Genomic DNA, 24,296 nt, shown 5'->3' on the forward strand with positions numbered 1-24,296 from the left:
CGCCGGGAGCCGGCTGCCTTCTCCGCCGGCGGACATCACTCCCCCGCAGCACCGGTTGCGGTGACCATAGGAGATGTCCTCTTCCGGCTCAAAAACTTTCCATCCGATGATGCCCGAAATCGAATGCATAATGCATCATTCGGGCCTACCATTCCAAAATGATGCATCAGAAACCGGTGGGCCCGCATCCGCGGGAACGTAAGCGGAGGTAAACTTCCGATGGACAGGCTGTCTCTCTCCTATCTCACCTATGGCGATTGCGATCCGATGACGATGCTGCGCCTCGCCGCCTCCGCAGGCTTCGACGAGGTGGGTATGCGGATCCTCCCTTCCGGACCGGGTCAACCCATTCCGGCTCTGGGGCAGGACGAACGGGTCGCAAGGGACGCGGCACGATGTGCCTCCGATCTGGGCCTGACGGTTTCCGACATCGAGATGATCCGCCTCGACGCTCGATCCGACGTCGGAAGTCTGCGCCCGTTCTTCGACCGGGCGGCGCTGCTTGGGGGGCGTCATGTCCTGGCGGCCGGAGACGACTTGGTCCGGTCGCGGCTGATCGAGAATTTCGGCCGGTTGTGCAGCCTCGCTGCCGAGTACGGTATGACCGTCGATCTCGAGTTCATGCCGTGGACGGGCGTTCCGGATCTCCGTTCCGCCCGCGAAGTCGTCGAGGAGGCGGGGTGTCCGAACGGAGCGATCCTGATCGACGCGCTCCACTACCAGAAATGCGGATCGGGACTGGACGAGGTGGCGGCGCTGCCGGAGAGGATGCTCAACTACATGCAACTCTGCGACGGCCCGGCCGACTTCGCCCGCGACCATGCGGCAATGATCCATGCGGCGCGCCATGATCGGCTCATGCCCGGTCAGGGAGACGTCGACCTTTCAGGACTGATCCGCGCGATGCCGAAGGGGTTCGTCTTCGGTATCGAGGTCCCGAACGATGTCCTTCGCGCCGGGCTGGGACTCGAAGGCTACATCAAAACGGCATACCACGCGGGGTGGCAGGTGCTGGCCGCCGCCGGCCGCGGGACCGTCCCGCCGCAGATCGGATCGCCCGTCATCATGGGCTCGTGAAGGGAGCGAGCTGAGCTGCAGATCGGGAGCCGGGCGTTTCGGAGATGCCTGTTTCCGGTCGAACTGCCGACGAAGGCATGATCTCGGTCGCCATTCTCGCCGAGGCGCTGCGGGAAGTCCGGTCGTTGCACGCACGGAACCGGGTCGCGAACGTCCGGATTCGCTCCGCACGCGTCAGGATTGTGTCTCAGCGCAGGCCTTCCACGGTGCCTGTTTTCTGCAGGCATGCTTCAAAATGGTAGCCATTCGGCCCGGTCGGTGTCGCGAATGTTCTCGCGCATGATGATTTCGGCCGGGATGTAGCCGGTCTCGGGGGGCTTTCCGCCATGGTGCCCGATGATGGCGTCCACCGCGCGGCGGCTGATCCTCCCCATGTCCTGATGCACCACCGCATCGATCGTGCCGTCGAGCAGGGCCTTTCTCGTGAGCGGCGTAAGGTTGAACGCGACGTAGGCGACGTCGATTGCCTTGCCGGACTCCAGCAGCGCCTTTTCGATTCCTCTGTTGCCGCCGCCGAGATTGATCATTCCCGCGAGGTCCGGATGCCGCTTCAGCAACTCCCGCGTCTCGCTGTAGCAGGTTTCGGGATTGTCCCGCGTGTTGATGCTCGGCAGCACCTCGATCTGCGGGAAATCCGAGCGGAGCACGCTGCGGGCGCCACTTTCGCGTTCTTCATGGCTTCGATACAGCATGTCGCTCATGAAGACCGCGACCTTTCCCTTGCGCGCGCACAGATGGCCGAGCAGCAGCCCGCCTGCCCGTCCCGCGGCGCGGTTGTCCAGACCGCAATAGGCGAGGCTGTCGACGCCGGGAAGCGTGGTGAGCGCGCAGACGAGCGGCACGCCTCTGCTGACGATATCGAGGACGGCGTCGCGGATGAGGCGATGGTCGATCGGCTGGACGATGACGCCTGCCGAGCCGCGCTCGGCGCATTCCTCGATCGCTTCCTTCAAGGCCGCCACGTTGGCGCGCTGGGTGAAGCGCGCATTGAGCTTCACGCCGGCCTGGCGGCTTGCGCGATGGAACTCGCGCATCAGGATCTCGTTGGCGAAACCGGGTCCGCCTGCAAGGAGCACGTCGATCGTGAGCGCCTTCAATGACGAGACGACGACCTTGGGCCGGCCGCCGCTCTTCGCCAGCCATTCGGCTGCATCGAGCACCTTCTTGACGGTCTTGCCCTTCACGCCGACGCGACCGTTCAGGACGCGGTCCACCGTCGCCGTGCTCACGCCGGCCTGAAGCGCAATGTCGACGATGCGCGGCTTGCCAGGCACCGGGTCTGTCTTCCGATCTGATGCATCATTTTCGGTCATGGCGGAGATTCACCCTCATTTTCTTATGTGTCAAGATGCATCAATGCGGTTGTCGCGGTGACAGGGCACGATCCGGAAGGTAGACCATGAGCCGTTCGTGAACGGCGCCCGGCGGGGCGGCGGACGGCGGCAAAGGGATGGAGGAAGAATGTCTCCGCAAAGGCAGGACGTGCTCGAGGCGCTTGCCGCCTCGCTCGCCGAAGCATGGCGCACGGGGCACAAGATCGTGCTCCCCGAACCCGCCAGCAGACCCAGGGACCGTGCCGAAGCCTACCGGGTACAGGATCGGATGGCCGACCTGATCGGTGCACCGGTAGTCGGCTGGAAGGCCGGGGCAACGAGCGATGCCATGCGCCAGCGCGACGGCCACGACGACATCGTGCCGGGCCGCGCCTTCGCGTCGTGCTTCTTCGTCGGCTCGGAACATGTCATCGACGAAAGCTTGGTCCGCGGCGCACGGATCGAGCCGGAGTTCGCCTTCCGCATCGACGAGCCCATTCCGGCCCGGCAGAAAGCATGGAGTGTCGAGGAAATCACGCCCCGCGTCACCGCCCATATCGCGATCGAGCTGATCGGAAGCCGCTATCGTGCCGATACACCGCCAGCTGAGCTGACCACGCTGACCACGATCGCCGACAACGGGAACGGCGTCGGACTGGTCATCGGCGACGCCATCACGGACCCCGCTGCGGTCGACTTCCATCGCCATCCGATCGTTTTGACGATCGACGGCGGTGATCCGGCGCCCAACAGTCCGCCCGACGTCCGGTGCAGTCCGTTCCACGCTCTGGTCGACGTGGCGAACCTTCTGTCGGCGCGGGGCATCGGGCTCGAGGCGGGAACCTACATCACCACCGGGTCGGCGACCGACACCGTACCGGTCGTCCCGGGCACGCGGGCGGTGGCCGACTTCGGCCGGCTCGGACGAATATCGCTGTTGTTCTCCCGCTTGAGCGGTGGCTGACGATTGGTTGAGAACGAGACCATGTCTGTTTCCGCGGGATTCCCGGCCTTCGAGTTCATTCGCGCGCATGTCCGCGGCCATGCGCTTCACCTGACGATCGACCGCCCGGACGTAAGAAACGCGCTTCATCCGCCTGCTCATCGCGAACTGGCGAGGGCATTCGACATACTCGAAGCTGATGATGCCCTGCACTGTGCCGTGATTACCGGCGCCGGCGAGAAAGCCTTCTGCACCGGTTCGGACCTCAAGTATCGCGCGGCGACGGGAGACGCCTTCGTTCCCGAAAGCGGGTTTGCCGGCCTCGCCGAGCGCTTCGGTCTGACGAAGCCGGTGATCGCAGCCGTCAACGGCGACGCCGTTGGCGGCGGGCTGGAGATCGTGCTTGCATGCGACCTTGCCGTGGCCGTGAAAACGGCACGGTTCGGCCTGCCGGAGCCGCGGGTCGGACTTGCGGCGAGCGGCGGTTTGCACCGCCTCGCCCGGCAGATCCCGATGAAGCATGCGATGGACATCGCGCTCAGCGGACGCCTGTTTCCTGCCGAAGAAGCCCGCGCGTTGGGCCTGGTCAACCAGGTGGTGCCGGCTGAGGCCTTGGCCGAAACGGTCGAGGCGCTGGTCGAGACGCTCTCCCGATGCGCGCCGCTGGCCTTGCGCGCGACCAAGCAGATGATGCTCGACGGGCTGGACAAGCCGACGCTTGCTGCCGCTTTCGCGAGCGAGTTCCCCGCCTATCGGGCAATGCTCGATTCCGAGGATGCGCGGGAAGGCCCTCTGGCATTCTCCCAGAAGCGCCAGCCTCGGTGGCGGGGCCAGTAGCGGGCGGAAGGAACCCGAAGCCATGGATTTGGAACTCAGTCAGGAGCAGAAGCTCCTCGTCACGACCGTGCGCGGCTTCATCGCCGACGAACTTCATCCTCTGGAAGACATGGTCGACGAACGCGGGGTCCTGCCACCGGATGACGCCGAGCGTATCTTCTCGAAATCGAAGGCGCTGGGACTTTACGCCATGAATGTTCCGGAAGAGTTCGGCGGCGGCGGCCTGTCGGCTCTCGACACCATGCTGGTTGAGGAACAGTTCGGACACACCAGCGACATCCTGGTGCGGAGGGCCTTCGGCAACGTCTACGAGGTTCTCCTGTCATGCCGTGGAGAGCAGGTCGACCGGTGGCTGAAGCCGTGCGCGGCGGGAACGCGAACCTGTTCGATCGCCTTCACGGAACCGGGCGCCGGCTCGGACGCGGCTGCAATCCGCACCCGTGCGGTACGGAAGGGCGGCCGCTGGCTGCTCACCGGCGGAAAGCATTTCATCTCCGATGGGCTTCATTCCGATTTCTTCGTCGTGACGGCAGTGACCGACCCCTCCGCCGGTCATCGTGGCATATCCCTCTTCCTCGTCGACAAGGGACTTCCCGGTTTTACCATCGGCCGCGACCAGAAGATGATGGGGCTGCGCGGAACGAGCCACGTCGAACTGTCCTTCGACGACGTCGAACTGGAGGACGTGCACCTTCTCGGCGCCGAAGGGGAGGGCCTGAAGCTCGCGCTGACCGTGCTGGGCCGCGTGCGTCTGGCGCAGGTGGGCGCGCGTTCGGTCGGCAAAGCCACCCGGATCATGGGCCTGATGCTCGAACATTCCCGCGAGCGCCGGCAATTCTCGAAGGCGCTGGGCGAGTTCCAGATGGTTCAGCAGATGCTCGCCGACAGCGCCATCGAGATCGACGCCGCGCGCCTGGCGCTCTGGCGGACCGCGATGGAGATCGATCGGGGAATCGATCCGCGCGAACGCATCTCCATGGTGAAGGTGCAGGCGTCCGAGACGCTCGGACGGGTCGTGGACCGCGCCGTGCAGATCTTCGGCGGCATGGGATACTGCAAGGACCTGCCGATCGAACGCTATTACCGCGACGCCCGGATCTACCGCATCTTCGACGGCGCCTCGGAGATCCATCGCAGCGTGATCGCACGGGGGCTCATGAAGGGGTCGGCTGCGTCGTTCGATCCGTATTCGCAATGAAGGGGCGGCTGGCGCACGCTCCGGAGCCGGACCGGTATGCCGTGTTCGGAAACCCGGTCGCGCATTCGCGCTCGCCCGGCATCCATGCGGAATTCGCCAGAATGACCGGCGAGACACTGGAGTACCAATCAATCGAGTCGCCGCTGGACGGGTTTGCGTGCTGCGTTCGGACCTTCATGGCCGGCGGCGGCAGGGGCTGCAACGTCACGACGCCGTTCAAGCTCCAGGCGCTCGCGATCGCTGACGAGTGCCGCCCCCATGCCGCGATGGCCGGTGCGGCCAACTGCCTGAAATTCGAGGACGGGCGGATCATCGCCGAGAACTTCGACGGGATCGGCCTCGTCAACGACATCCGGCGCAACCTCGGCTATGAGATCGCCGGTCGCAATGTGCTCCTGCTCGGCGCCGGCGGGGCCGTGCGTGGAGCCATCCTGCCGTTTCTCGAAGCCCGGCCGGCGCGTGTGGCCATAGCCAATCGCTGCGCGGACGAAGCTCTTTCGCTCAAGGCGGCCTTCGCCAACCTCGGCGCGTTCGAGGCCTCAGGATTCGACGACGTCGAGGGCGCGCCCTTCGACCTGGTGGTGAATGCGACGTCAGCGAGCCTCTTTGGCCAGTTGCCTGCCATTCCGGCGCGGCTGTTCCATCACGACACGCTCGCCTACGACCTAGTCTATGGCAAGGGACTGACGCCGTTCATGAGCTTTGCCCTGACCAGCGGCGCAGGCCGCGCGGTCGATGGCGTCGGGATGGTGGTCGAACAGGCGGCCGAAGCCTTCGCATGGTGGAGAGGCGTTCGGCCGGAAACCGGGACGGTGATCCAGTCCCTGCAGGCTTCGCTGCCGCAGATCGGCTGAATGGCGAGGAACGATCGATGCGGCAGAAGATCAGGATAGCAGTCGCCGGCGCGGGACAGATCGGCCGCAGGCACGTGGAAGCCATCCTCGAAACGCCCGAAGCGCAGCTGGCCGCCATCGTCGATCCGGCGCCGGGCGCTGCGGCATACGCGGCCGATCGCGGCGTGCCGCATTTCATCGACCTGGACGATCCGATCTCACGGGGCCTCGCCGACGCGGTCATCGTCGCCACGCCAAACCAGCTGCATGCCGAAAACAGCCTGCGATGCATCGCCGCCGGGCTCCCCGTCCTGATCGAAAAGCCCGTCGCTACCGATTCCGAGGCAGCCGCAGCGATCATCCGCGCCGCCGATACCCGCGGCACGCCTGTGCTGGTGGGACATCACCGCAGGCACAATCCGCTGATTCAGCGCGCCAAGGCGGAATTGGATGGTGGCGCGATCGGCAATCTCCTGTCGTTCAGCGGCGTGACCTGGCTCTGCAAGCCGGACGACTATTTCGAAACCGACTGGCGGCGGATGCCGGGCGCCGGCCCGGTCTATCTCAACATGATCCACGACATCGACCTCGTGCATTATCTCTGTGGCGAGATCGATATCATCCACGCCTGGGAATCGAACGCCGTCCGCGGCAATGCCGTGGAGGAGACGGCAGTCGTCAGCATGAAGTTCCGCAACGGCATGCTCGGCACGATCAACGTGTCGGACGCCATCGTCGCTCCCTGGAGCTGGGAACTGACCGCGCGTGAGAACCCTTCCTATCCGCCCACGGACCAGCACTGCTATCTGATCGGCGGGACGCACGGCTCCCTGGAACTGCCGCGATTGCGTCTCTGGCGCAATCGCGGCCGGCGCAGCTGGTGGGAACCGATCGACGCGACGCATGTGCCGTTCGGGTTCGAGGATCCGTTGCGGCGTCAGATCCGTCAGTTCGCCGCCGTGGTGCGCGGAGAAGAAGCGCCGCTCGTCTCCGGACGCGACGGTCTCCAGGCGCTCAGGGTCGTCGAAGCCGTCAAGCAATCAGCGCGAACCGGCGCGACCGTGGTGATCGGGTCGTAGGGCGGCCTGCGATCGATGCAAGCGAAGACCTTGGCCGCGGTTCTCGGCTGATCGCAGGCGCGTGTCGCGGCGCGGGGAAGAAGCGGTTGATGTGCGGCAACACGGAGCGCCCGTCCGATTGCACCGAAAGGCCGGCTTACGGTCGAAGACGATGCCCCGTTTGAATGGCTGCCGGGAGTACGAGACCTTCCGCAGCCGCCCCCATACCCCCCTCTACTCCAGCACCACCCGCGGAAAATAGAACGATACCACCCAGTTCGGCTGATCCACGATCTCGCTGATGCGCAGGTCGCCTGCGACGCTGCAGAGCATGTAGGCGTCGACGGCGGCCATGCCTGTGCGGCGGGACAGCAGGTCGACCATCTGCGAGACGGCTTCGCGGGCGGCGGTCATCAGGTCGGGGCCGATGCCCATGGTGGCGTCGTAGCCTTTGGCGTCGAGGTGGCGGGTCACCGGGCCGGGGGTGCGGAAGCGGGGGTATTTCAGGTTGGCGCGCTTCTCGAGGTTAAACGAGATCGCCACCGACATCGGGCTTTCGATCGCCGTGCCGCAGATCTCGCCGTCGCCCTGCGCGGCATGCATGTCGCCGACCGAGAACAGTCCGCCCGCCACCTCCACCGGCAGCCACAGTTCCACGCCCTCGGAAATGTCGCGCACGTCGAGATTGCCGCCCACCCGGCGCGGCGGCACGATGGAATGGGTGCCGTGCGCGGCGGGCGCGAGGCCGATCGTGCCCGGGAACGGCTTCAACGGCACCCGCCCGCCCGGCCCGAAGGCGGCGGGACCCATTGAGGTGGTGGCGTAGCTCCACAGATGCAGCGCCGGATCGGGAAACTGGTCGGCGAGCAGGCCGAAGCCCGGGATGTTGGCCGTCCAGCCCCAGCCGCTCGGCTTGAAGCCGAGGATCTTCACCCGGATCGCGTCGCCCGGCTCGGCGCCGTCCACGTAGACCGGTCCTGTCACCGGGTTCACCAGGGCGAAGTCGAGCTTGCGCACCGCCTCCACGCCGGAGACCGGCGAGATCTGGCCACCGGAGGCGTCGATCGTGTCGAACTCCACCGTCTGCCCCGGCGCGATGCGGATCGCCGGCGGGTTGGCGTTGTTCCAGCCGTGGTGGTGGATGGTCCTGTGCAGCGTGTGATCGCAGCGATGCGCCATGTCGTCCGTTCCCATGCCATCCCCGGCGGTGGCGAGGGCAGTGTGGGTCAGAACCGGCCGGCGGATCAAGCCCCGCAACCGCTGCGCGCCGCGATCAGGAGGCCAGCACCCAGATCGAGGTCAGCGCGATCAGGGCGGCGGAGATCCGGCTGAACCGGCTGGAGGCGCGGGGCGACGCGAAGAGCCGGTCGACCTGCCGGGCGAGCACGATCGTGCCGAAGAAGACCGCGCCGACGGAGACGAACGTCACCAGCACGAGCAGGGCCAGCTGCGGAAGGTCGGCGATGCCGGCCGGCGCGACCGTCGGCAGGAGCAGGATGTAGATCAGCAGCGTCGACGGGTTGCCGAGACAGAGGGCGACGCCGGCGCAGGCCGACGCCAGCCAGCCCGTCCGCCGCTCCTCGCCGGCGGCGAGGCCGGAGGCGTCGTTCCACATCCGGACCGACAGCCAGATCAGATAGGCGACGCCGATGTACTTCGCTGCCGAGAACAGGTCGGGCCGGCCCTCGGCCCACACGCCGACGCCGAGCGCCACGATGCAGACGGCCAGGACGTCGCCGAGGCAGAGCCCGGCGGCAAAGGCTGCGGCACCCGTCGAATCGCGGCCGAGCGAGCGGGCGACGAGCACGGCCACGACCGGTCCGGGCGCGGCCGTCAGGGCCGCGAGCGCGCCGGAATAGGCGAAGAGGGCAGAGTGGTCCATGGGTTCCTCCCGGAAGAAAGGCGGCCATCGGATGTGGCCGCGCCCGGTCGTCGGCCGGGCGCCCTCCCGGGTTCCTCCCCAGGGCGTTCCGGCCGGATCGTTCGGGCGATGCAAAGGGGGGCGGGGCCGTCCGGCGTCCCGCAAGTCGTTCGAGACGCGCCGGCCGGTCAGGCGCAGGCGGCGGCCGCCCTGTCGGGCAGGACATCCTTCGCCGCCGAAGCCGACACGGGACGGCTCCTGCTGCGATGCGGGGCATTCGTCGCCGCAGCGGTCGCGTCGCCGGAGGTGGCACTGACGGGCCGGTTCCTCGCGCGGGGCTGCGTGGCGCCGTCGACGGTCGAGCCGACGGTCTGCGTGGCATAGGCCGGACGGACCTTGGCGCGGACGGGCTCGGCCCGGCCGGCTGGCTGCATCGCCGCAGCGGACAGGCAGTCCCGCGCCGCCGGACCGGCAAGCCCGACGGCGCCCGCGATCAGGCCAAGGGCGACGACGCCTGCGCCGAGGGTTCCGCGGTTCACGAAAGTTCCCATCATGTCCATCTCCACCGATCCCTGTTTCCGCATCGGCCCGGGGCGGGCCTTGCGCCGCGTCGAAGCAACCGTTCGACAGGGGCCAATTCAGCGGAAAGCGCGGCGCCGGCCTATCAGGCGATCACCTGAATTGACGCTGCGGCAGGGGGGATGACGGCTGTCGCGCGCGGGCGCGTCAGCGGATGCTGGCGGGGTCGAGAAGCCCGGCGCGCACCGCGGAAAGCAGGAGGGCGGCGGTGGAGTTGACCGCGAACTTCCGCATCAGGCTCGTGCGGTGGCTGTCGATCGTCTTCGGACTGACGCCGAGCGCCTCGGCGGCGCTGGCATTGGTGTGACCGCGCGCAATGGCCTGCAGGACGGCGAGCTCGCGATCCGTGACCGGCAGGGTCTGCCCGGGCGTCTCGATCAGCCGCCGCGCGCTGGCGCCGATCGCCGTCCGGCCGGCGAGCACCTGGCGGACGATGTCGACGATATCGGTCTCCGAACCGTCCTTCAGCGACACGCCGTGGATCCCGGCCTCGACGAGCTTGACGATCGTCGGGGCTGAGACCGAGCCGGTGAGCAGGACGAAGCGCGTCTGCGGAGACCAGCGCTTGCACTCCAGGAAGACTTCCAGTCCGTTCGCGCCCGGCATATTGTAGTCCAGGATTGCGCAATCCGGCTTCTTCTTGCGGATGTCGACGATCGCGTCGATCCCGTTGTTGACCGAGCCGACGATATCGACGTCATCGAGAGCCGAGAGGGCTTTGGCGAGCCCCCAGGAGACGAACGCATGGTCGTCCGCAATGAGGACGTTCTTCCTCACCGGAGCGCTCCCGCCCCGGTCTGGTCCGGCGTCCTGCGCTTCCTGATCCCGCTCGTCCTGTCGATGCTCATGACGCTCCTCGCCGCGCCAGCCGAAGCTGATGATCGCGGCCCGCTGATCTTATCAGGTCCTGCGGACATTGATATGCTGGCGCGCCATTTCGAGTACGTGCTCGATCACGACTGGACGCTCGAGGTCGACGACTTCGTCGAACCTGCCGCCGTTGCCATGCAGCCGCTGCCCGGCCCCGTGCCCGACTTCGGATACACCCCGGCGCGGATATGGTTGCGTGTGGACGTGGCGAACAGGACCGCCGATACGAAAGACTGGTCGTTCTTCGTCCACGCCAATTTCACCCAGCGGATCGCCGTCTACCGGATCGGTGCCGGCGGCGAAAGCGTCACGCTCCTCGATCTCGACACGCAAAGCCCGTTCACCGCACGTCCGGTCGACTATCCCCAGATGGTCGCGCCCTTCGCACTGGCACCCGGCGAGGCGGCGACGCTTCTCGTGGCCTATTATTCGCAAGGGGCGTCGCGGCTTCCGATGTCGGTGGAAACGCCGGAGAGCTTCGCCGTCCAGGCCCGGCTGAACGCCGCCAAGAACTATGTCTTCTACGGGATGATGGGCATCCTCATCGCCGCGGCGCTGCTCGCGCTGGTGATGTTCCGGCAGATGGTCTTCGCCGCCTACGCGGCCTATCTGCTCTCGGTGTTCCTCTATGTCGCGCATGCCGACGGCATCGCCTTCCAGTACCTCTGGCCGTACTGGCCAGGGTTCAACTCGATGGCCTCCGTCGTGGTCGGATCCGGAGTCATGGTCTTCGGCGGCCTGTTCGCGATGGCCATCCTGCAGACCGCCGTCCACCATCCGCGCATGCACCGCGTCCTGCAGACCGTCGTCGGATCGGTCCTCCTCCTCGACGTCGTGCTCTGGGCCATCGATCCGCAATTGCTGAAGCGCTTGCTGGTCATCATGATCTCGATCACCACGATGACGCTGCTCGTCGCGGGCCTGGTCGCGGCACGGACGCGCTTCCGCGAGGTGCGCTTCTACGTCCTCGGCTGGCTCGCGACGGTCATTCCCTCCGGCCTGTTCACGGCGCGGCACACCTTCGGCCTCGAGCCGGAGCGGTTCAACCTGTACGACGCGGTGCGCATCGCACTCGTCTTCGAGGCCATGATGATGGGCCTCGCGATCGTCGACCGGTTCAACCAGCTGCGCCAGTCGCGGCGGCTGGCCCTGGAGGAGAACCTCGCGGAGGCCCGGCGCAACCTCGCGCTCGGCGAGCGTCTGGCGCTGCTGGAGGAGCGCTACGCCCAGGCGCGGGCGCTGGAGCGGCGGCGGGCCGAGAGTGCCATGGACACGGCTCATGATCTCCGCCAGCCGATGCACGCCCTGCGGCTTTCCGTCCGGCAGATGTTCCTGGATCAGGCCGACAGGAACATGGATGCGGCGCAGATCGAGGCTGCCCTCGACTACATGGAACGGCTGGTCGCCGAGCGGCTGGTCGACGATGGCGATACGGTCTCTGCCGATCGTCCGTTCCCGCCCGGCGGGGAGAGCGAACCGGCTGCGCCGGCGCATGGCGCGGAGCCGGGGGAGCCCGGCCTCCACGACGTCCTGCGCGGCACCGCCGACATGTTCGCCTCGGAGGCGCAGGCCAGAGGAATCGAACTCCGGTTGGTTCTCGCCGCGCCCGACGCCGCCGTGGCGGCCTATCCGCTCATGCGCATCGTCGCCAACCTGGTCTCCAACGCGATCAAGTACACGCCGGAGGGGCGGGTCGTGATCGGCCTGCGGCGTCACGGCCCGGGCCATCGCGTGGAAATCCACGACACGGGTCCGGGACTGAGCGGCACGGTGTTCGAGGACGCGCTGAATCGCGGGCGCCGGCTGGAGCGCGACCGCTCCACGGCCGAGGGGAGCGGTCTCGGGCTCGCGGTGGTGCGAGAGACCGCCGCCGCCCATGGCTGGCGGGTGACGGCCTGCGACGGACGGCGAACGGGCGCGAGCATCCGCATCGAACTGAGTGGCGGACCGGCCCGGGTCATCGAGCCGGAATTCCCCGCCGGGGAACCGACGTTTCGCGGCGTTGCGCCGGCCCGGAGAGACGACGGCGCTGCGACGGCTGCGCCGCTGCCGGCGCCTGCCGCTACGGCGTGAACCGCGCCAGCCGTTCCAGGTCCAGCGTCTCCAGGCTCACCGGCGCATCGGGGGCGGGCGAATAGAGCGCATCCTCCGCGCCCCAGTCGCTGGTGGCCGAAAACACGGTGCGGCCGCCTTCCACGCGGGCTTCGCCGCGCGCGACCATGGCCAGCGCCTGCGCATAGAGCCTGTGTTCGGCCTTCAGCACGCGGGCGGCGAGCGCGTCGGCGGTGTCGCCCGCCAGCACCGGCACGGCCGCCTGGGCGACGATCGGGCCGTCGTCCATCGCCTCGGTGACGAAATGCACGGTGGCGCCGTGCACGCGCACGCCGGCCGCGAGCGCGCGGGAATGCGTGTCGAGCCCGGGGAAGGCCGGCAGCAGCGAGGGATGGATGTTGATCATCCGGCCGGCCCAGCGTTCCACGAAGGCAGGCGTCAGAAGCCGCATGTAGCCCGCGAGGCAGACCATCTCCGCGCCCAGTTCCTCCAGCACCGCCCCGATCGCCTCGTCATGGGCTGCGCGGTCGGGATAGTCGCGCTGCGGCACCATGCGGGTCGGAATGCCGCGCATGCGCGCCGATTCCAGTCCGCGCGCCTTCGGCGTGTTGGCGATCACGCCTACGATTTCGGCCGGGTAGTCGTCACCGGCCGCCGCAGCGATCAGCGCCTCCATGTTCGAGCCGCGGCCCGAGATCAGGATGGCGACGCGTTTTCTCGAGTTCATAGGTCGATCGTCCCCCGGTAGATGACGCCCGTGTCGCGGCGCGGGCAGATGCGGCCGATCGGCGTCACGGTCTCGCCGGCCTCCGCCAGCACGGCCGCCACCTGCGCGGCCTGGCCGGCGGCCACCACCGCGATCATGCCGATGCCGCAGTTGAAGGTGCGCAGCATTTCGAGATCGGCCACGCCGCCCGTCTTCTGCAGCCAGCCGAACACCGGCGGCGCGTCGATGGCCTCGAGGTCGATCTCGGCCGCCCAGTCCTCGGTGAGCACGCGCGGGATGTTGTCGGGAAAGCCGCCGCCGGTGATGTGGGCGAGCGCCTTGATGCCATGGGTGTTGCGGATCGCGTGCAGCAGCGGTCGGACATAGATGCGCGTCGGTTCGAGCAGCGCCTGCGCCAGCGTCTTCCCGGGCGCGAAGGGGGCCGGATCGTCCCAGGAAAGCCCCGTTTTCTCGACGATCCGCCGCACCAGCGAGAAGCCGTTCGAATGCACGCCCGACGAGGCGAGCCCGAGGATCACGTCGCCCTCGACGACGTCGTCGGAGGGCAGCATCTGCCCGCGCTCGGCCGCGCCCACGGCGAAGCCCGCGAGGTCGTAGTCGCCCTTGCCGTAGAGGCCGGGCATCTCGGCCGTCTCGCCGCCGATCAGCGCGCAGCCGGCCATCACGCAGCCCTGTGCGATGCCCCTGACGATCGCCGCGCCCTGCTGCGGGTCGAGCTTGCCGGTCGCGAAATAGTCGAGGAAGAACAGCGGCTCGGCGCCCTGCACGACGAGGTCGTTCACGCACATCGCCACGAGGTCGATGCCGACCGTGTCGTGGATGCCCGATTCGATGGCGATCTTGACCTTGGTGCCGACCCCGTCATTGGCGGCCACCAGCACCGGATCGGTGAAGCCCGCCGCCTTCAGGTCGAACAATCCGCCGAAGCCGCCGATCTCGCCGTCCGCGCCCGGCCGGCGAGTCTGGCGCACCAGCGGCTTGATCAGCTCCACCATGGCGTTCCCGGCATCGATATCGACGCCGGCCTGCGCATAGGTGAGCCCGTTCTTTCCCTCGCTCATGCCGTGTTCCCGTCGCGATTGGGCCAGTCGTGCCGGGTCCATCGCATGAAGGGGCGAGCCTCCGCAAGAAGGCGCGGCCATTCCTGCGCCACAGGCCGTCGGGTTTCCTGCCCCGGGAGACGCTCCGGCTTGGACTGCGGGCAAGACGGCGCTGGCCGCTTGAAGCCCGGCGCCAGAGCCGCCATGTACGCCCGCAACCGGAAGGTCGACCCCGGCGCGCAGGCACGATTGGCAGGCTGCAGCGCCGGGCGGAGCCTTCCCCGCCGGAACAGTGCCGTGACCATTCCCAACGTCATCACGATCCTTCGCTTCATCCTCGTTCCGGGCGTCGTCTACGCGCTGATGTCGGGCGAACTCGACTGGGCCTTCGCCGGCTTCATCGTCGCGGGCATCTCCGACGGCGTCGACGGCTTCATCGCGCGCCAGTTCGACCAGCGTTCGGAACTCGGCGCCTATCTCGATCCGATCGCCGACAAGCTCCTGCTCGTCTCGGTCTTCGTCGTGCTCGGCCACATGGGCGAACTGCCGCTGTGGCTGGTCATCGCCGTCGTCTCGCGCGATGCCCTGATCGTCGGCGCCGTGCTGCTCTCCTACGTGATGGGCAATCCGGTCGTCGTGAAGCCGCTCTTCGTCTCCAAGGCCAACACCACCGCCCAGATCGTGCTCGCGGCGCTGGTGCTCGGCGAACTCGCCTTCGCCTCGGCGATCGACAATCTGCGCGATGCCCTGGTGTTGCTTACCGGGCTCTTGACCGTCGCTTCGGCGGCAGCCTATCTCGTGGCCTGGCTCAGGCATATGAACGGCAATGGCGAGAGCGACCCCACCCGGCACTGATGCGGAGGCCGAACCGGCGCCGAAGGCGTCGCTGACGCGCCAGATCCTGTTCTGGCTCGGCGCCTTCGTCGCGGTGATCGCCTTCCTGCTGGTCTTCAGCTCCATCCTGCTGCCCTTCGTGGCGGGCATGGTCCTGGCCTATTTCCTCGATCCCGTGGCCGACTGGCTGGAGCGCCACGGCCTGTCCCGGCTCGCCGCCACCATCGTCATCCTCTTCGCCTTCCTCGTCTCCTTCGTGGTGGCGCTGATGGTCATCGTGCCGATCCTCGCAACCCAGTTCGCAGGCTTCGCCGCCAATCTGCCGGCTTATCTGGCCACCCTGCAGGCGTTGATCACCGAGTTCGATCCGGGCTGGCTGGAGCGGACCATCGGCGTCAACGCCCAGAGCCTGCGCGAGGCGCTGAGCGGCCTGATCTCGCAGGGCGCCGGCTTCCTGACCGGCCTGTTCCAGTCGCTCTGGACCTCCGGGCTGGCCATCATCAACATCGGCGGCCTGCTCGTCGTCACCCCGGTCGTGGCCTTCTACATGCTGCTCGACTGGGACCGCATGATCGCCAAGGTGGACAGCTGGGTCCCGCGCGACCATGTCGGCACGGTGCGCCGGCTGGCGCGCGACATCAACACGGCCACCGCCGGCTTCCTGCGCGGGCAGGGCACGCTCTGCATCATCCTCGGCGTCCTCTACGCGATCGGCCTGACGATCGTCGGCCTGAATTTCGGGCTGCTGATCGGCCTGTTCGCCGGTCTGATCAGCTTCATCCCCTACATCGGATCGCTGGTCGGCCTGGTGCTGTCGGTGGGCGTCGCCTTCGTCCAGTTCTGGCCGGACTGGACGATGGTCGCGGCGGTGGCCGCCATCTTCTTCGCCGGCCAGTTCGTCGAGGGCAACATCCTGCAGCCGAAGCTGGTCGGCAAGAGCGTCGGCCTGCATCCCGTCTGGCTCATGTTCGCGCTCTTCGCCTTCGGCTCGCTGTTCGGCTTCGTCGGCCTGCTGCTCGCCGTCCCGGCTTCGGCCGCCGTGGCCGTGCTCGTCCGCTTCGCGCTCGGCCGCTACCTCGATTCGCCGCTGTATCGCGGCCACCGGCAGACCGGCGATCTCCCCGCCGATCCAGCCGTCAGGTCCGAGTAGGTCCATGCCGCGGACACCGGACCGCAAGGCGCGGCAACTGCCGCTCGATCTCGGCCACCATGCCGAACTGTCGCGCGAGAACCTGATCGTCTCGCCGGCCAACGCGGCTGCCGTGGCACTCGTCGACCGCTGGCCGGACTGGGCAGCCCCCGTCGCGATCCTCACCGGACCCGCCGGTTCGGGCAAGTCGCATCTGGCGGAGGTCTGGGCCCAGGCGGCGGACGCGGTGCGGCTGGCGCCGGACCGGCTCGGGCAGGGGCAGGAGGCGGCGCAGCAAGGAAGAGCGATCGTGGTCGACGGCATCGCCGCCGGCACGATCGACCAGACCGCGCTCTTTCATCTGATCAACCAGGTCCGCGCCGCCGGCTCCCACATGCTCCTGACGTCGCGGGTCCTGCCGGCCGCGTGGGGCGTCACGCTGCCCGACCTCACCTCGCGCCTGCGCGCCGCCACCGTCGTGGGGATCGGCGAGCCGGACGACCTCCTGCTCGCCGGCGTCATCACCAAGCTCTTCGCCGACCGCCAGGTCGAGGTGGACGCCCACGTCGTCGCCTATCTGATCTCGCGCATCGAGCGTTCGCTGTCGACCGCAGGCCGCGTCGTCGATCAGCTCGACCGCATCGCGCTCGAGCAGAAGACGCGGGTCACCCGCTCGCTCGCCGCCGGCGTCATCACGGCGCTGGATCAGGGGCAGAGCGAACTCGACCTCTGACGTCCGCCAGGAGGCGGCCGGATCTCCGGCCGGCCTGGCCTGGCCGCGGATCGGCTGCTCCTGAAGCGTACCGCGATCTTTCCGACACGCTCCGCCCGCTTCAGTAGTCCGGATCGTTGCCTTCGCCGTCGTCGGGAGACGGAGCGGGGCTCGGCGAGCCGGCGCCGTCGCGGCCTTCCGAGGAACTCGGCGCGGTGGCGCTGGCGAAACCGCAGCTGGGTCCGGTGCGGAAGCCCTGCGACAGGGACTGGTCGCCGGTCAGGAATGGCAGCGCCCAGACGTTGGAGAGCTGGCGCAGCACACCCTGGGTCACCCGCGCGGGCCGCGTGATCGCGCCCTGCGGCGTCGCGATGACGTAGTCGCAGCGTCGCTGCAGGTCCTGGCAGCCGCTCCGCCCGTAGAAGCGCGCCGCCCCCGTCAGCAGCACCACCGCGGTCAGCCCGCCGTCGCCCACGTAGATGTCGAGCGCCGTCCCGCGAACGCCGATGATGCCGGCGGGGGTATTGATCTTGTAGGCGGAGGATGGCGACCCGCCGCTGATCCAGCGAAAACTCCCCTTCGCGGCCTTCAGCGTCAGATCCTTGAAGGAGCGGTCGCCGGCATAGACGAAACTGTCGATCACGACCGAAGAATTCATTCCCACCGCGAATTTCGTGCCGTCGCGGAAGAGGAATTCGCCGATGCCCGTGCTGGACGTGACGATCCGTTCGTCGCGATGAACGGGCGACCGCACGGCAAGCCTTCGTCCGTCACCCGATACCGTCCGGTTGATGAGAACCGCCTCCCCGACCTGTTCGGCCGCCGGCGCGTGAGAAGGTGCGAGCGCAAAAAAGCCCGCGAGAAGAAGTGGCTTCCAGTGTAATGGCATCGACGTATACCCGAAAGAGCATCGCCCCGGCAGTATATTAGCGAGTATTCATAGCCGAAGCAATCGCTGCTTCACGCGGCGCCTGAGCCGGCGTGCGTTCGAGGTCTAGACGGCTTCTCCCGCACGGCAATGTCGGTCCCGGGGCGCCGACGGCGCGTTGTCGGCGGTCGCGGGCGCGGGACCGTGGGAACCTTCGCCCTCTGCCGACGTTCGCGCGTCTCGGCGTGGCCCCTTCGGGAAACGTTCAATGTTCATTGCCCAGGCGATGCTTTAGGATCGACGAATGAAGACGATCGAAGAGATATCCGCCGGGGCCGATACGTTCCTCTCGGATGCCGGTGCGCTGGCCGACGGCCTGCGTCTCGGCGGCGCCGGCATATGGCGCTGGCGCATCGACGGCGACCGCCTGCAGTGGACCCGCAACCTCGAGACCGTCCACCATCTTCCGCCGGGATCCTTCGACGGCAGCCTTGCGAGCTTCCAGCGCGACCTCCACCCCGAAGACGCCGAGGGCGTGTGGAGAAAGATCAACGCCTGCATCCAGACCGGCGATCCGTACCGTGCGGTCTACCGGACCGCGCCCCGGCCCGACGGTGCGGAGGTGTGGATCGAGACTGCGGGCGGTATCGTGCAGGGGGCGGACGGCGCCCGATACCTCACCGGGGTCTGCCAGGACGTCTCGGCACGCGTCCGCAACGAACGGCAGCTGAAGCGGATCCTCGGCCAGCAGCGCGCCGTCGCGCGTTTCGGTTCTTTCGCGCTCGGCCGGACCGATCTGCAAGGTGTGCTCGACGAAGCCGTGCGCCTGGCGGCCGAGGTGCTCGACGTACCGCTGACCAAGATCCTGCAGTTCGCCGACGCGGCCGATCATCTGATGCTCCGCGCAGGCATCGGCTGGGCCGACGGTCTCGTCGGGCAGGGAAAGGTCGGCATCGACCGCGACTCGCAGGCCGGCTTCACCCTGCTCGACACCGCTCCCGTCATCGTCCGCGATCTCCGATCGGAGAAGCGGTTCACCGGCCCGCAACTCCTGCACGACCATGGCGTGCGGAGCGGCGTCTCCGTCACCATCCCCGGTCCGGAGGCACGTCCCTTCGGTGTCTTCGGCATCCATTCCCGCGACGTCAGGACCTTCGACGACGCCGACGCCGAATTTCTCCAGTCGCTGGCCCACATCGTCGCCGGCGCCGCGCGTCAGGCCGCAGCGGCCGACCATCGGCTGCTGCTCATGCGCGAGATGGCGCATCGGGCCGGGAACATGCTGCAGCTGGTCAACAGCATCGCCAGCCAGACCTTCGGCGCCGATGCCGATGCCCAGACGGCCCGCAGGTCCTTCAGCGACCGGCTGAGCGCGCTGGCGCGCTCCAACTACGTGGTCGCGCGCGGCGGCTGGTCGTCGACCCCCTTCGCCGAACTTGTGGCGGAAACGCTGAAGCCGTTCGGCGACCGGGTGACGGCCGAAGGACGCAACGTCCTGCTGCCGCCGGAACTGTGCTTCGACCTCGGCCTCGTGCTGCACGAACTGGCCACCAACTCGATGAAGTACGGGACGCTCGGGCGCCGGAAAGGCACCGTTCGGGTCGGCTGGGCCTTCCGCCTGCGTGACGACGGAACGCGCGTCTTCGTCCTCGACTGGGACGACGCGGACGCGGCGGCACGACCGGCGACAGGGGGCAGCGGCTTCGGCTCGAAGCTGATCGGCGCGCTCGTCGAGCGCAAATGGAACGGCGTCCTGCGCCACTCGGAGGGGCCGACCTTCGGCGTCGGCATGGAAATCCCGGTCGCGGACTGATCCGCGCACCGGGCCGTGGCGAGGGTCGTTCGTGACCTCGGCGCCCACCATGCCGGAAGAGGCCCGCCCTGCGGCGGCCTCTTCCGGGCCGAGGCTCAGCGGATGAAGTCGAGGACCGTCCCGTTGAACTTCTCCGGCTCCAGCTCGGCCAGACCATGCTGTCCGCCGTCGAACACGGCGAGCGTGCCCTGCGGCAGGATCCTGACCGCCTTCTCGGCCGAGGCCGCGATCGGCACGATCTGGTCGTCGGAGCCGTGGATCACCAGCGCCGGCACGTCGATCTTCTTCAGGTCCTCGGTGTAGTCGACCTCGGAGAACTCGTGGACGCAGTCGTAGTGGCCCTTGATGGAGCCCGCCATGCCCTGCAGCCAGAACTTCTCGCGCAGCCCCGGCTGCTCCGTCGCGCCCTCGCGTTTGAAGCCGTAGAAGGGCATCGTCAGATCCAGGAAGAACTGCGCGCGCTTCAGCGCGGTGCCCTCGCGGATACCGTCGAACACCTCGATCGGCGTGCCCTCGGGATTGGCGTCGGTCTTCAGCATCAGCGGCGGCACCGCGCCGACCAGCACCACCTTGGAGACACGGGCCGTGCCGTGGCGGCCGATATAGCGCGCCACCTCGCCGCCGCCGGTCGAGTGCCCGATCATGATCAGGTCCTTGAGGTCGAGCTTCTCGATCAGTTCGGCGAGGTCGTCGGCATACTGGTCCATGTCGTTGCCGTCCCAGGGCTGGCTCGAGCGGCCGTGGCCGCGCCGGTCGTGGGCGATGACGCGGTAGCCGTTCTGCCCGAAGAACAGCATCTGCGCGTCCCAGGCATCGCCGGACAGCGGCCAGCCATGCGAGAACAGGATGGGCTGGCCGGAGCCCCAGTCCTTGTAGAAGATCGTCGTGCCGTCCTTCGTCGTGATCGTGCCCATGGTCATGTCTCCTGTGGTGGGTTGGACTGCGAAGGCGCTGCCGCCGAACGGCAGGCCGAGGGAAAGGGTGAGTGCGCCGGCGCCGGCGAGCGTCTGGCGTCGGTTGGGCTGGAGCCGCATGGCTGTCTCCTTCAGGCCGGATCGAGGGTGAGGAAATGGCGCACGACCGGCGGCTGTCCGCCGGCGTGGAAGCGCTGCACCGCATGCTGCAGGTCGGCATCCCGGCCGGCGACCCGGCGATGCTGGCGCAGATGCTCGGCCCAGGACGCGACCAGGAACCATTCGAGCAGGGTCTCGGGATCGGCGACGTCCTCGGTGATGCCCCAGGCGAAGGCGCCGTCGCGGCGGCGCGAGCGGGACAGCCGGTGGATCGCCTCCAGGAAGGCCGAACGGTCGGCGGCACTCACCCGGTAGGCGATGGTGACGAGCACAGGGCCGCGATCGCCCTCCATCTCGGCCGCCACCAGCGGCTCGGGCCAGTGGTGGGAGGGCATCAGGTCGGCGTCGCCCTCGGGCAGCTTCGCCCGGTGGAACGCGAACCCGACGCCGGCGAGCACGGCCGCCGCGAGGAGCAGCGCCGGAGCGATGCCGGCGACCTGCGCCACGCCGCCCCAGGCGAGGCTGCCCGCGGTCATCGCGCCGTTGAAGACGGTGAGGTAGACCGCGAGCGCACGGCCGCGCACCCAGTCGGGCAGCACGGCCTGCGCGGTGGCGTTCAGCGTCGTCAGCGCCCCGATCCATGCCGCGCCGAGGACGAGCAGCAAAAGCAGCGCCTGCCAGGGCGCGGGCCCGGCGGCGAGCAGCGCCATGACGAAGGCGGTCGCCAGCGCGGCGGCGAGAAGCACGCCGTCGGCGCCGAGCCGGCCGCGCAGCCGCGGCAGGAGCACCGCGCCGAGGATGGCGCCGAGGCCGACGGCGCCGAGCAGCAGGCCGTAGAGCCCGGAGCCGCCGCCCAGCACCTCGCGGGCGACCAGCGGCAGCAGCGCCCAGACCGCGCTGGCGCAGAGGAAGAAGGCGGCCGCACGCAGGAGCACGCGGTGCAGCTCGCGGCTTTCGCGGGCATAGCGCAGACCGGCACGGAAGGCGCCGCCGAAGCGTTCGGCGAGCGGATCGGCGCCGTGCGGCGCGCGCGGCCACCAGAACAGCGCGGCGATGACGAGCGCGTAGGTGGCGACGTCGACGGCATAGGTCGCCGTCGCACCGGCGACGGCCAGCAGCAGGCCCCCGGCGGCTGGCCCGATGGCGCGGGCGATGTTGACGCCGAGCGAATTGAGCGCCACCGCCTGCTTCATCATCGGCCGCTCCACCAGTTCCGGCACGATCGCCTGCCACGTCGGCGCCATCAGCGCGGCGCCGACGCCGCCGAAGAAGGTCAGCGCGACGAGGGCCGTGAGCGAGGTGAGGCCGCTGGCGGCGAGCAGCATGAGCGCGATGCTCACACAGGCCAGGAAGAGCTGGATGGCGATCAGGAAGCGGCGGCGGTCGAGGATGTCGGACAGAACGCCCGCCGGAATGGCGAGCAGGAAGACCGGCAGCGTCGCGGCCGCCTGGACCGTGGCGATCGCGGCCGGCGAGGCGCTGAGATCGGTGGCGAGCCAGCCGCTCGCCGTGTCGCGGATGAAGCTGCCGACATTGCCGACGATCGTGGCGACCCACAGGACGAGAAACACGCGGCCGGCGAGCGGCGCGAAGGCGCCGGCGGGTGCGGAGACCGGTTTCGCGCGCTCCATCGGTCAGATCCAGCAGGCGCAGCCGAGCGCGCCGAAGAATCCCTTCGGGTCGCCGACCGGCAGTGCGGCGCCAAAGGCGCGCGCATGATCGTGGCCGTGCACGGAACAGGCGTCGGCGCAGCCGCAGGCGATGCGCCGGAAGGCTTGCGCCGATCCGGTCGCCCCCGGCTCCGCCCAGGCGCCGTATCCGCCGAAGCGGCGCACCGGCGACCAGTCGGGCATGGCCGGCGGCAGCGGGTTTTCGTCCAGGGCGGCGAAGTCGCCGGCGCCCCACACGACCTTGCCCCCGACCATCGTCAGCTCGGAGACGAGATGCGAGATCTCGGCCTCGGGCACACTGAAATAGTCGCGGTCCGGGACGATCAGGTCGGCCAGGTGGCCGGGCTCGATGCGGCCGCGGCGGCCCTCGTCGTTGCAGAACCAGGCGACCTTCTCCGTCCACATCCGCAGCGCGGTCTCGCGGTCGAGCCGGTTGCGCGGTGGCGTGATCGTGGTCCCGCCGACGGTGCGGCCGGTCACCATCCAGGCGAGAGAGACCCAGGGATTGTACGAGGCGACGCGCGTCGCGTCGGTACCCGCCGAGACCGGCACGCCCTTGTCCAGCATGCGGGCGATCGGCGGTGTCGCCTCCGCGGCCGCGGCGCCGTAGCGCTCGACGAAATACTCGCCCTGATAGGCCATGCGGTGCTGCGTGGCGATGCCGCCGCCGAGCGCCGCGACCCGGTCGATCGAGCGGTCCGAGATCGTCTCGGCGTGGTCGAACATCCAGTGCAGGCCGTCGAAGGGGATGTCGCGCGCGACCCTCTCGAAGACGTCGAGCGCGCGGCTGATCGTCTCGTCATAGGTCGCGTGCAACCGCCAGGGCCAGCGGTTCTCGGCCAGGATGCGGACCACACCCTCTAGGTCGTCCTCCATCGACGCGGCCATGTCGGGGCGGGGTTCGCGGAAGTCCTCGAAGTCGGCGGCGGAGAAGACGAGCATCTCGCCCGCCCCGTTGTGACGGAAATAGTCGTCGCCCTGCCGGTAGGTGACGCTGCGCGTCCAGGCGAGGAAGTCCTCCTTCTCCTGCTTCGGCTTCTGCGTGAACAGATTGTAGGCGAGCCGCACCGTCATCTGCCCGGCCGCGGCGAGCTGCCGGATCACCTCGTAGTCCTCGGGGTAGTTCTGGAAGCCGCCGCCGGCGTCGATGACGCCGGTGATGCCCAGCCGGTTCAGCTCGCGCATGAAATGGCGCGTGGAATTGAGCTGGTAGTCCGGCGGCAGCTTCGGTCCCCTGGCGAGGGTCGCGTAGAGTATTCGGGCGTTCGGCCGTGCCAGCAGCAGCCCGGTCGGGTTGCCGCGCGCGTCGCGCTGGATCTCGCCGCCGGGCGGGTTGGGCGTGTCGCGGTCGTAGCCCACGGCCCTGAGCGCCGCGCCGTTGAGCAGCGCCCGGTCGTAGAGATGCAGCAGGAACACCGGCGTGTCGGGTGCGGCCGCGTTGATCTCGTCCAGCGTCGGCAGGCGCCTTTCGACGAACTGGTGCTCGGTGAAGCCGCCGATGACGCGCACCCATTGCGGCGGCGGCGTGATGGCCACCTGCCGGCGCAGCATGTCCATCGCGTCGGCGAGCGAGGTGACGCCGTCCCAGCGCAGCTCCATGTTGAAGTTCAGTCCGCCGCGGACGACGTGGGTGTGGTTGTCGATCAGCCCGGGCAGCACCCGGCGGCCGCGAAGATCGACGCGCCGCGTGTCCGGCGCGGCCGTCGCCAGGATCGCCGCGTCGTCGCCGACCGCCTCGAAGCGGCCGTCGCGGATGAGGACGGCGCTCGCCGCCGGCCGCTTGCGGTCGAGGGTCGTGATGCGCCCGTTGTAGAGAACCAGGTCGGGTGTCATGGCGGTCTCCCGGTTTCGTTCGTGTCCCGCGGCGTG

The 24,296-nt window shown here is 68.6% G+C and carries 22 protein-coding genes; 11 read left to right on the forward strand and 11 right to left on the reverse strand.

Translation table 11 applies throughout. The features are described from left to right. The first annotated feature begins 219 nt into the window (after positions 1 to 219). A complete protein-coding gene (locus IAI54_RS28635; RefSeq protein ID WP_187970404.1) occupies positions 220 to 1,077 on the forward strand; it encodes a sugar phosphate isomerase/epimerase family protein in 858 nt (285 codons plus the stop codon). A 230-nt stretch (positions 1,078 to 1,307) separates the two neighbouring features. On the opposite strand, the gene IAI54_RS28640 is transcribed toward IAI54_RS28635, so the two are convergent. Further along, positions 1,308 to 2,351, reverse strand: coding sequence for a LacI family DNA-binding transcriptional regulator (locus IAI54_RS28640; protein ID WP_187970405.1), 1,044 nt, complete (start codon positions 2,349 to 2,351; stop codon positions 1,308 to 1,310). 208 nt (positions 2,352 to 2,559) lie between these two features. On the opposite strand from IAI54_RS28640, the gene IAI54_RS28645 reads away from it, so the two are divergent. Genes IAI54_RS28645 through IAI54_RS28665 form a run of 5 tightly spaced genes read left to right on the forward strand, consistent with a single transcriptional unit; the run spans position 2,560 to position 7,280 of the window. Next, complete coding sequence (locus IAI54_RS28645) at positions 2,560 to 3,354, forward strand: 2-keto-4-pentenoate hydratase (protein ID WP_187970406.1); 795 nt, start codon at positions 2,560 to 2,562, stop codon at positions 3,352 to 3,354. 3 nt (positions 3,355 to 3,357) lie between these two features. Beyond that, positions 3,358 to 4,170: an enoyl-CoA hydratase-related protein gene (locus tag IAI54_RS28650; protein WP_235679199.1), complete on the forward strand. Its 813-nt coding sequence runs from the start codon at positions 3,358 to 3,360 to the stop codon at positions 4,168 to 4,170. Beyond that, positions 4,109 to 5,368: an acyl-CoA dehydrogenase family protein gene (locus IAI54_RS28655; RefSeq protein ID WP_235679200.1), complete on the forward strand. Its 1,260-nt coding sequence runs from the start codon at positions 4,109 to 4,111 to the stop codon at positions 5,366 to 5,368. The genes IAI54_RS28650 and IAI54_RS28655 overlap by 62 nt, the downstream gene beginning before the upstream one ends. Beyond that, on the forward strand, positions 5,365 to 6,222 hold the full coding sequence (gene aroE / locus IAI54_RS28660) for a shikimate dehydrogenase (protein ID WP_187970407.1): 858 nt from the start codon (positions 5,365 to 5,367) through the stop codon (positions 6,220 to 6,222). Before IAI54_RS28655 ends, aroE begins: the two co-directional genes overlap by 4 nt. Positions 6,223 to 6,239: 17 nt before the next feature. Beyond that, positions 6,240 to 7,280: a Gfo/Idh/MocA family protein gene (locus IAI54_RS28665; RefSeq protein WP_187970408.1), complete on the forward strand. Its 1,041-nt coding sequence runs from the start codon at positions 6,240 to 6,242 to the stop codon at positions 7,278 to 7,280. A gap of 213 nt (positions 7,281 to 7,493) precedes the next feature. Here the strand turns inward: IAI54_RS28665 and IAI54_RS28670 are convergent, their stop codons facing one another. The 4 genes from IAI54_RS28670 to IAI54_RS28685 all read right to left on the reverse strand — a co-directional run bounded on the left by IAI54_RS28670 (position 7,494) and on the right by IAI54_RS28685 (position 10,476). Continuing rightward, complete coding sequence (locus tag IAI54_RS28670) at positions 7,494 to 8,438, reverse strand: acetamidase/formamidase family protein (protein WP_187970409.1); 945 nt, start codon at positions 8,436 to 8,438, stop codon at positions 7,494 to 7,496. Positions 8,439 to 8,532: 94 nt separating this feature from the next. After that, a complete protein-coding gene (locus IAI54_RS28675; protein WP_187970410.1) occupies positions 8,533 to 9,141 on the reverse strand; it encodes a LysE family translocator in 609 nt (202 codons plus the stop codon). Positions 9,142 to 9,308: 167 nt separating this feature from the next. Then, entirely contained in the window at positions 9,309 to 9,674 is a 366-nt protein-coding gene (locus tag IAI54_RS28680) for a hypothetical protein (protein WP_187970411.1), read from the reverse strand. 172 nt (positions 9,675 to 9,846) lie between these two features. Continuing rightward, a complete protein-coding gene (locus tag IAI54_RS28685; RefSeq protein ID WP_187970412.1) occupies positions 9,847 to 10,476 on the reverse strand; it encodes a response regulator in 630 nt (209 codons plus the stop codon). Here IAI54_RS28685 and IAI54_RS28690 point away from each other — a divergent pair. Beyond that, entirely contained in the window at positions 10,444 to 12,642 is a 2,199-nt protein-coding gene (locus tag IAI54_RS28690) for a sensor histidine kinase (RefSeq protein ID WP_187970413.1), read from the forward strand. The two genes, IAI54_RS28685 and IAI54_RS28690, sit on opposite strands and share 33 nt — an antisense overlap. On the opposite strand, the gene purN is transcribed toward IAI54_RS28690, so the two are convergent. Together purN and purM are read right to left on the reverse strand one after the other, a co-directional pair. Then, a complete protein-coding gene (purN, locus tag IAI54_RS28695) occupies positions 12,632 to 13,348 on the reverse strand; it encodes a phosphoribosylglycinamide formyltransferase (RefSeq protein WP_187970414.1) in 717 nt (238 codons plus the stop codon). The genes IAI54_RS28690 and purN overlap by 11 nt on opposite strands. After that, a complete protein-coding gene (purM, locus tag IAI54_RS28700) occupies positions 13,345 to 14,409 on the reverse strand; it encodes a phosphoribosylformylglycinamidine cyclo-ligase (RefSeq protein WP_187970415.1) in 1,065 nt (354 codons plus the stop codon). Before purM ends, purN begins: the two co-directional genes overlap by 4 nt. Positions 14,410 to 14,685: 276 nt before the next feature. On the opposite strand from purM, the gene IAI54_RS28705 reads away from it, so the two are divergent. From IAI54_RS28705 to hdaA, 3 genes are read left to right on the forward strand one after another with little or no spacing between them, the layout of a single operon-like run. Continuing rightward, on the forward strand, positions 14,686 to 15,243 hold the full coding sequence (locus IAI54_RS28705) for a CDP-alcohol phosphatidyltransferase family protein (RefSeq protein WP_187970416.1): 558 nt from the start codon (positions 14,686 to 14,688) through the stop codon (positions 15,241 to 15,243). Next, entirely contained in the window at positions 15,215 to 16,372 is a 1,158-nt protein-coding gene (locus IAI54_RS28710) for an AI-2E family transporter (protein WP_187970417.1), read from the forward strand. The genes IAI54_RS28705 and IAI54_RS28710 overlap by 29 nt, the downstream gene beginning before the upstream one ends. A 4-nt stretch (positions 16,373 to 16,376) precedes the next feature. Beyond that, positions 16,377 to 17,084, forward strand: coding sequence for a DnaA regulatory inactivator HdaA (hdaA, locus tag IAI54_RS28715; RefSeq protein WP_187970418.1), 708 nt, complete (start codon positions 16,377 to 16,379; stop codon positions 17,082 to 17,084). Between the two features lie 100 nt (positions 17,085 to 17,184). Here hdaA and IAI54_RS28720 read toward each other — a convergent pair whose 3' ends face one another. Then, a complete protein-coding gene (locus tag IAI54_RS28720; protein ID WP_235679201.1) occupies positions 17,185 to 17,817 on the reverse strand; it encodes a FecR family protein in 633 nt (210 codons plus the stop codon). Between the two features lie 418 nt (positions 17,818 to 18,235). Here IAI54_RS28720 and IAI54_RS28725 point away from each other — a divergent pair, with 418 nt between their 5' ends. Next, on the forward strand, positions 18,236 to 19,744 hold the full coding sequence (locus tag IAI54_RS28725; protein WP_187970420.1) for a sensor histidine kinase: 1,509 nt from the start codon (positions 18,236 to 18,238) through the stop codon (positions 19,742 to 19,744). A 95-nt stretch (positions 19,745 to 19,839) separates the two neighbouring features. Here the strand turns inward: IAI54_RS28725 and IAI54_RS28730 are convergent, their stop codons facing one another. From IAI54_RS28730 to IAI54_RS28740, 3 genes are all read right to left on the reverse strand, one after another. Continuing rightward, positions 19,840 to 20,658, reverse strand: coding sequence for an alpha/beta fold hydrolase (locus IAI54_RS28730; protein WP_187973401.1), 819 nt, complete (start codon positions 20,656 to 20,658; stop codon positions 19,840 to 19,842). A 131-nt stretch (positions 20,659 to 20,789) separates the two neighbouring features. Then, positions 20,790 to 22,388, reverse strand: coding sequence for an MFS transporter (locus IAI54_RS28735; protein ID WP_187970421.1), 1,599 nt, complete (start codon positions 22,386 to 22,388; stop codon positions 20,790 to 20,792). Positions 22,389 to 22,391: 3 nt separating this feature from the next. After that, positions 22,392 to 24,260 carry an amidohydrolase gene (locus IAI54_RS28740; protein ID WP_187970422.1) on the reverse strand — a complete coding sequence of 623 codons (1,869 nt, stop codon included), beginning with the start codon at positions 24,258 to 24,260 and terminating at the stop codon, positions 22,392 to 22,394. Between the last annotated feature and the right edge of the window lie 36 nt (positions 24,261 to 24,296).

Origin of the sequence: Aquibium microcysteis, assembly GCF_014495845.1 — a bacterium.
GTDB classification, from domain to species: domain Bacteria; phylum Pseudomonadota; class Alphaproteobacteria; order Rhizobiales; family Rhizobiaceae; genus Aquibium; species Aquibium microcysteis.

Excerpts from the sequence above, each read along its gene's own strand:
- IAI54_RS28710 (WP_187970417.1), top strand. The coding sequence starts at position 15,215 with ATGGCGAGAGCGACCCCACCCGGCACTGATGCGGAGGCCGAACCGGCG.
- IAI54_RS28735 (WP_187970421.1), bottom strand. The coding sequence starts at position 22,388 with ATGGAGCGCGCGAAACCGGTCTCCGCACCCGCCGGCGCCTTCGCGCCG.
- IAI54_RS28680 (WP_187970411.1), bottom strand. The coding sequence starts at position 9,674 with ATGATGGGAACTTTCGTGAACCGCGGAACCCTCGGCGCAGGCGTCGTC.
- IAI54_RS28665 (WP_187970408.1), top strand. The coding sequence starts at position 6,240 with ATGCGGCAGAAGATCAGGATAGCAGTCGCCGGCGCGGGACAGATCGGC.
- IAI54_RS28670 (WP_187970409.1), bottom strand. The coding sequence starts at position 8,438 with ATGGCGCATCGCTGCGATCACACGCTGCACAGGACCATCCACCACCAC.
- IAI54_RS28740 (WP_187970422.1), bottom strand. The coding sequence starts at position 24,260 with ATGACACCCGACCTGGTTCTCTACAACGGGCGCATCACGACCCTCGAC.
- IAI54_RS28725 (WP_187970420.1), top strand. The coding sequence starts at position 18,236 with ATGAAGACGATCGAAGAGATATCCGCCGGGGCCGATACGTTCCTCTCG.
- aroE (WP_187970407.1), top strand. The coding sequence starts at position 5,365 with ATGAAGGGGCGGCTGGCGCACGCTCCGGAGCCGGACCGGTATGCCGTG.
- purN (WP_187970414.1), bottom strand. The coding sequence starts at position 13,348 with ATGAACTCGAGAAAACGCGTCGCCATCCTGATCTCGGGCCGCGGCTCG.
- hdaA (WP_187970418.1), top strand. The coding sequence starts at position 16,377 with ATGCCGCGGACACCGGACCGCAAGGCGCGGCAACTGCCGCTCGATCTC.
- IAI54_RS28690 (WP_187970413.1), top strand. The coding sequence starts at position 10,444 with ATGGTCGTCCGCAATGAGGACGTTCTTCCTCACCGGAGCGCTCCCGCC.
- IAI54_RS28730 (WP_187973401.1), bottom strand. The coding sequence starts at position 20,658 with ATGGGCACGATCACGACGAAGGACGGCACGACGATCTTCTACAAGGAC.
- IAI54_RS28675 (WP_187970410.1), bottom strand. The coding sequence starts at position 9,141 with ATGGACCACTCTGCCCTCTTCGCCTATTCCGGCGCGCTCGCGGCCCTG.
- IAI54_RS28655 (WP_235679200.1), top strand. The coding sequence starts at position 4,109 with ATGCGCGGGAAGGCCCTCTGGCATTCTCCCAGAAGCGCCAGCCTCGGT.
- purM (WP_187970415.1), bottom strand. The coding sequence starts at position 14,409 with ATGAGCGAGGGAAAGAACGGGCTCACCTATGCGCAGGCCGGCGTCGAT.
- IAI54_RS28635 (WP_187970404.1), top strand. The coding sequence starts at position 220 with ATGGACAGGCTGTCTCTCTCCTATCTCACCTATGGCGATTGCGATCCG.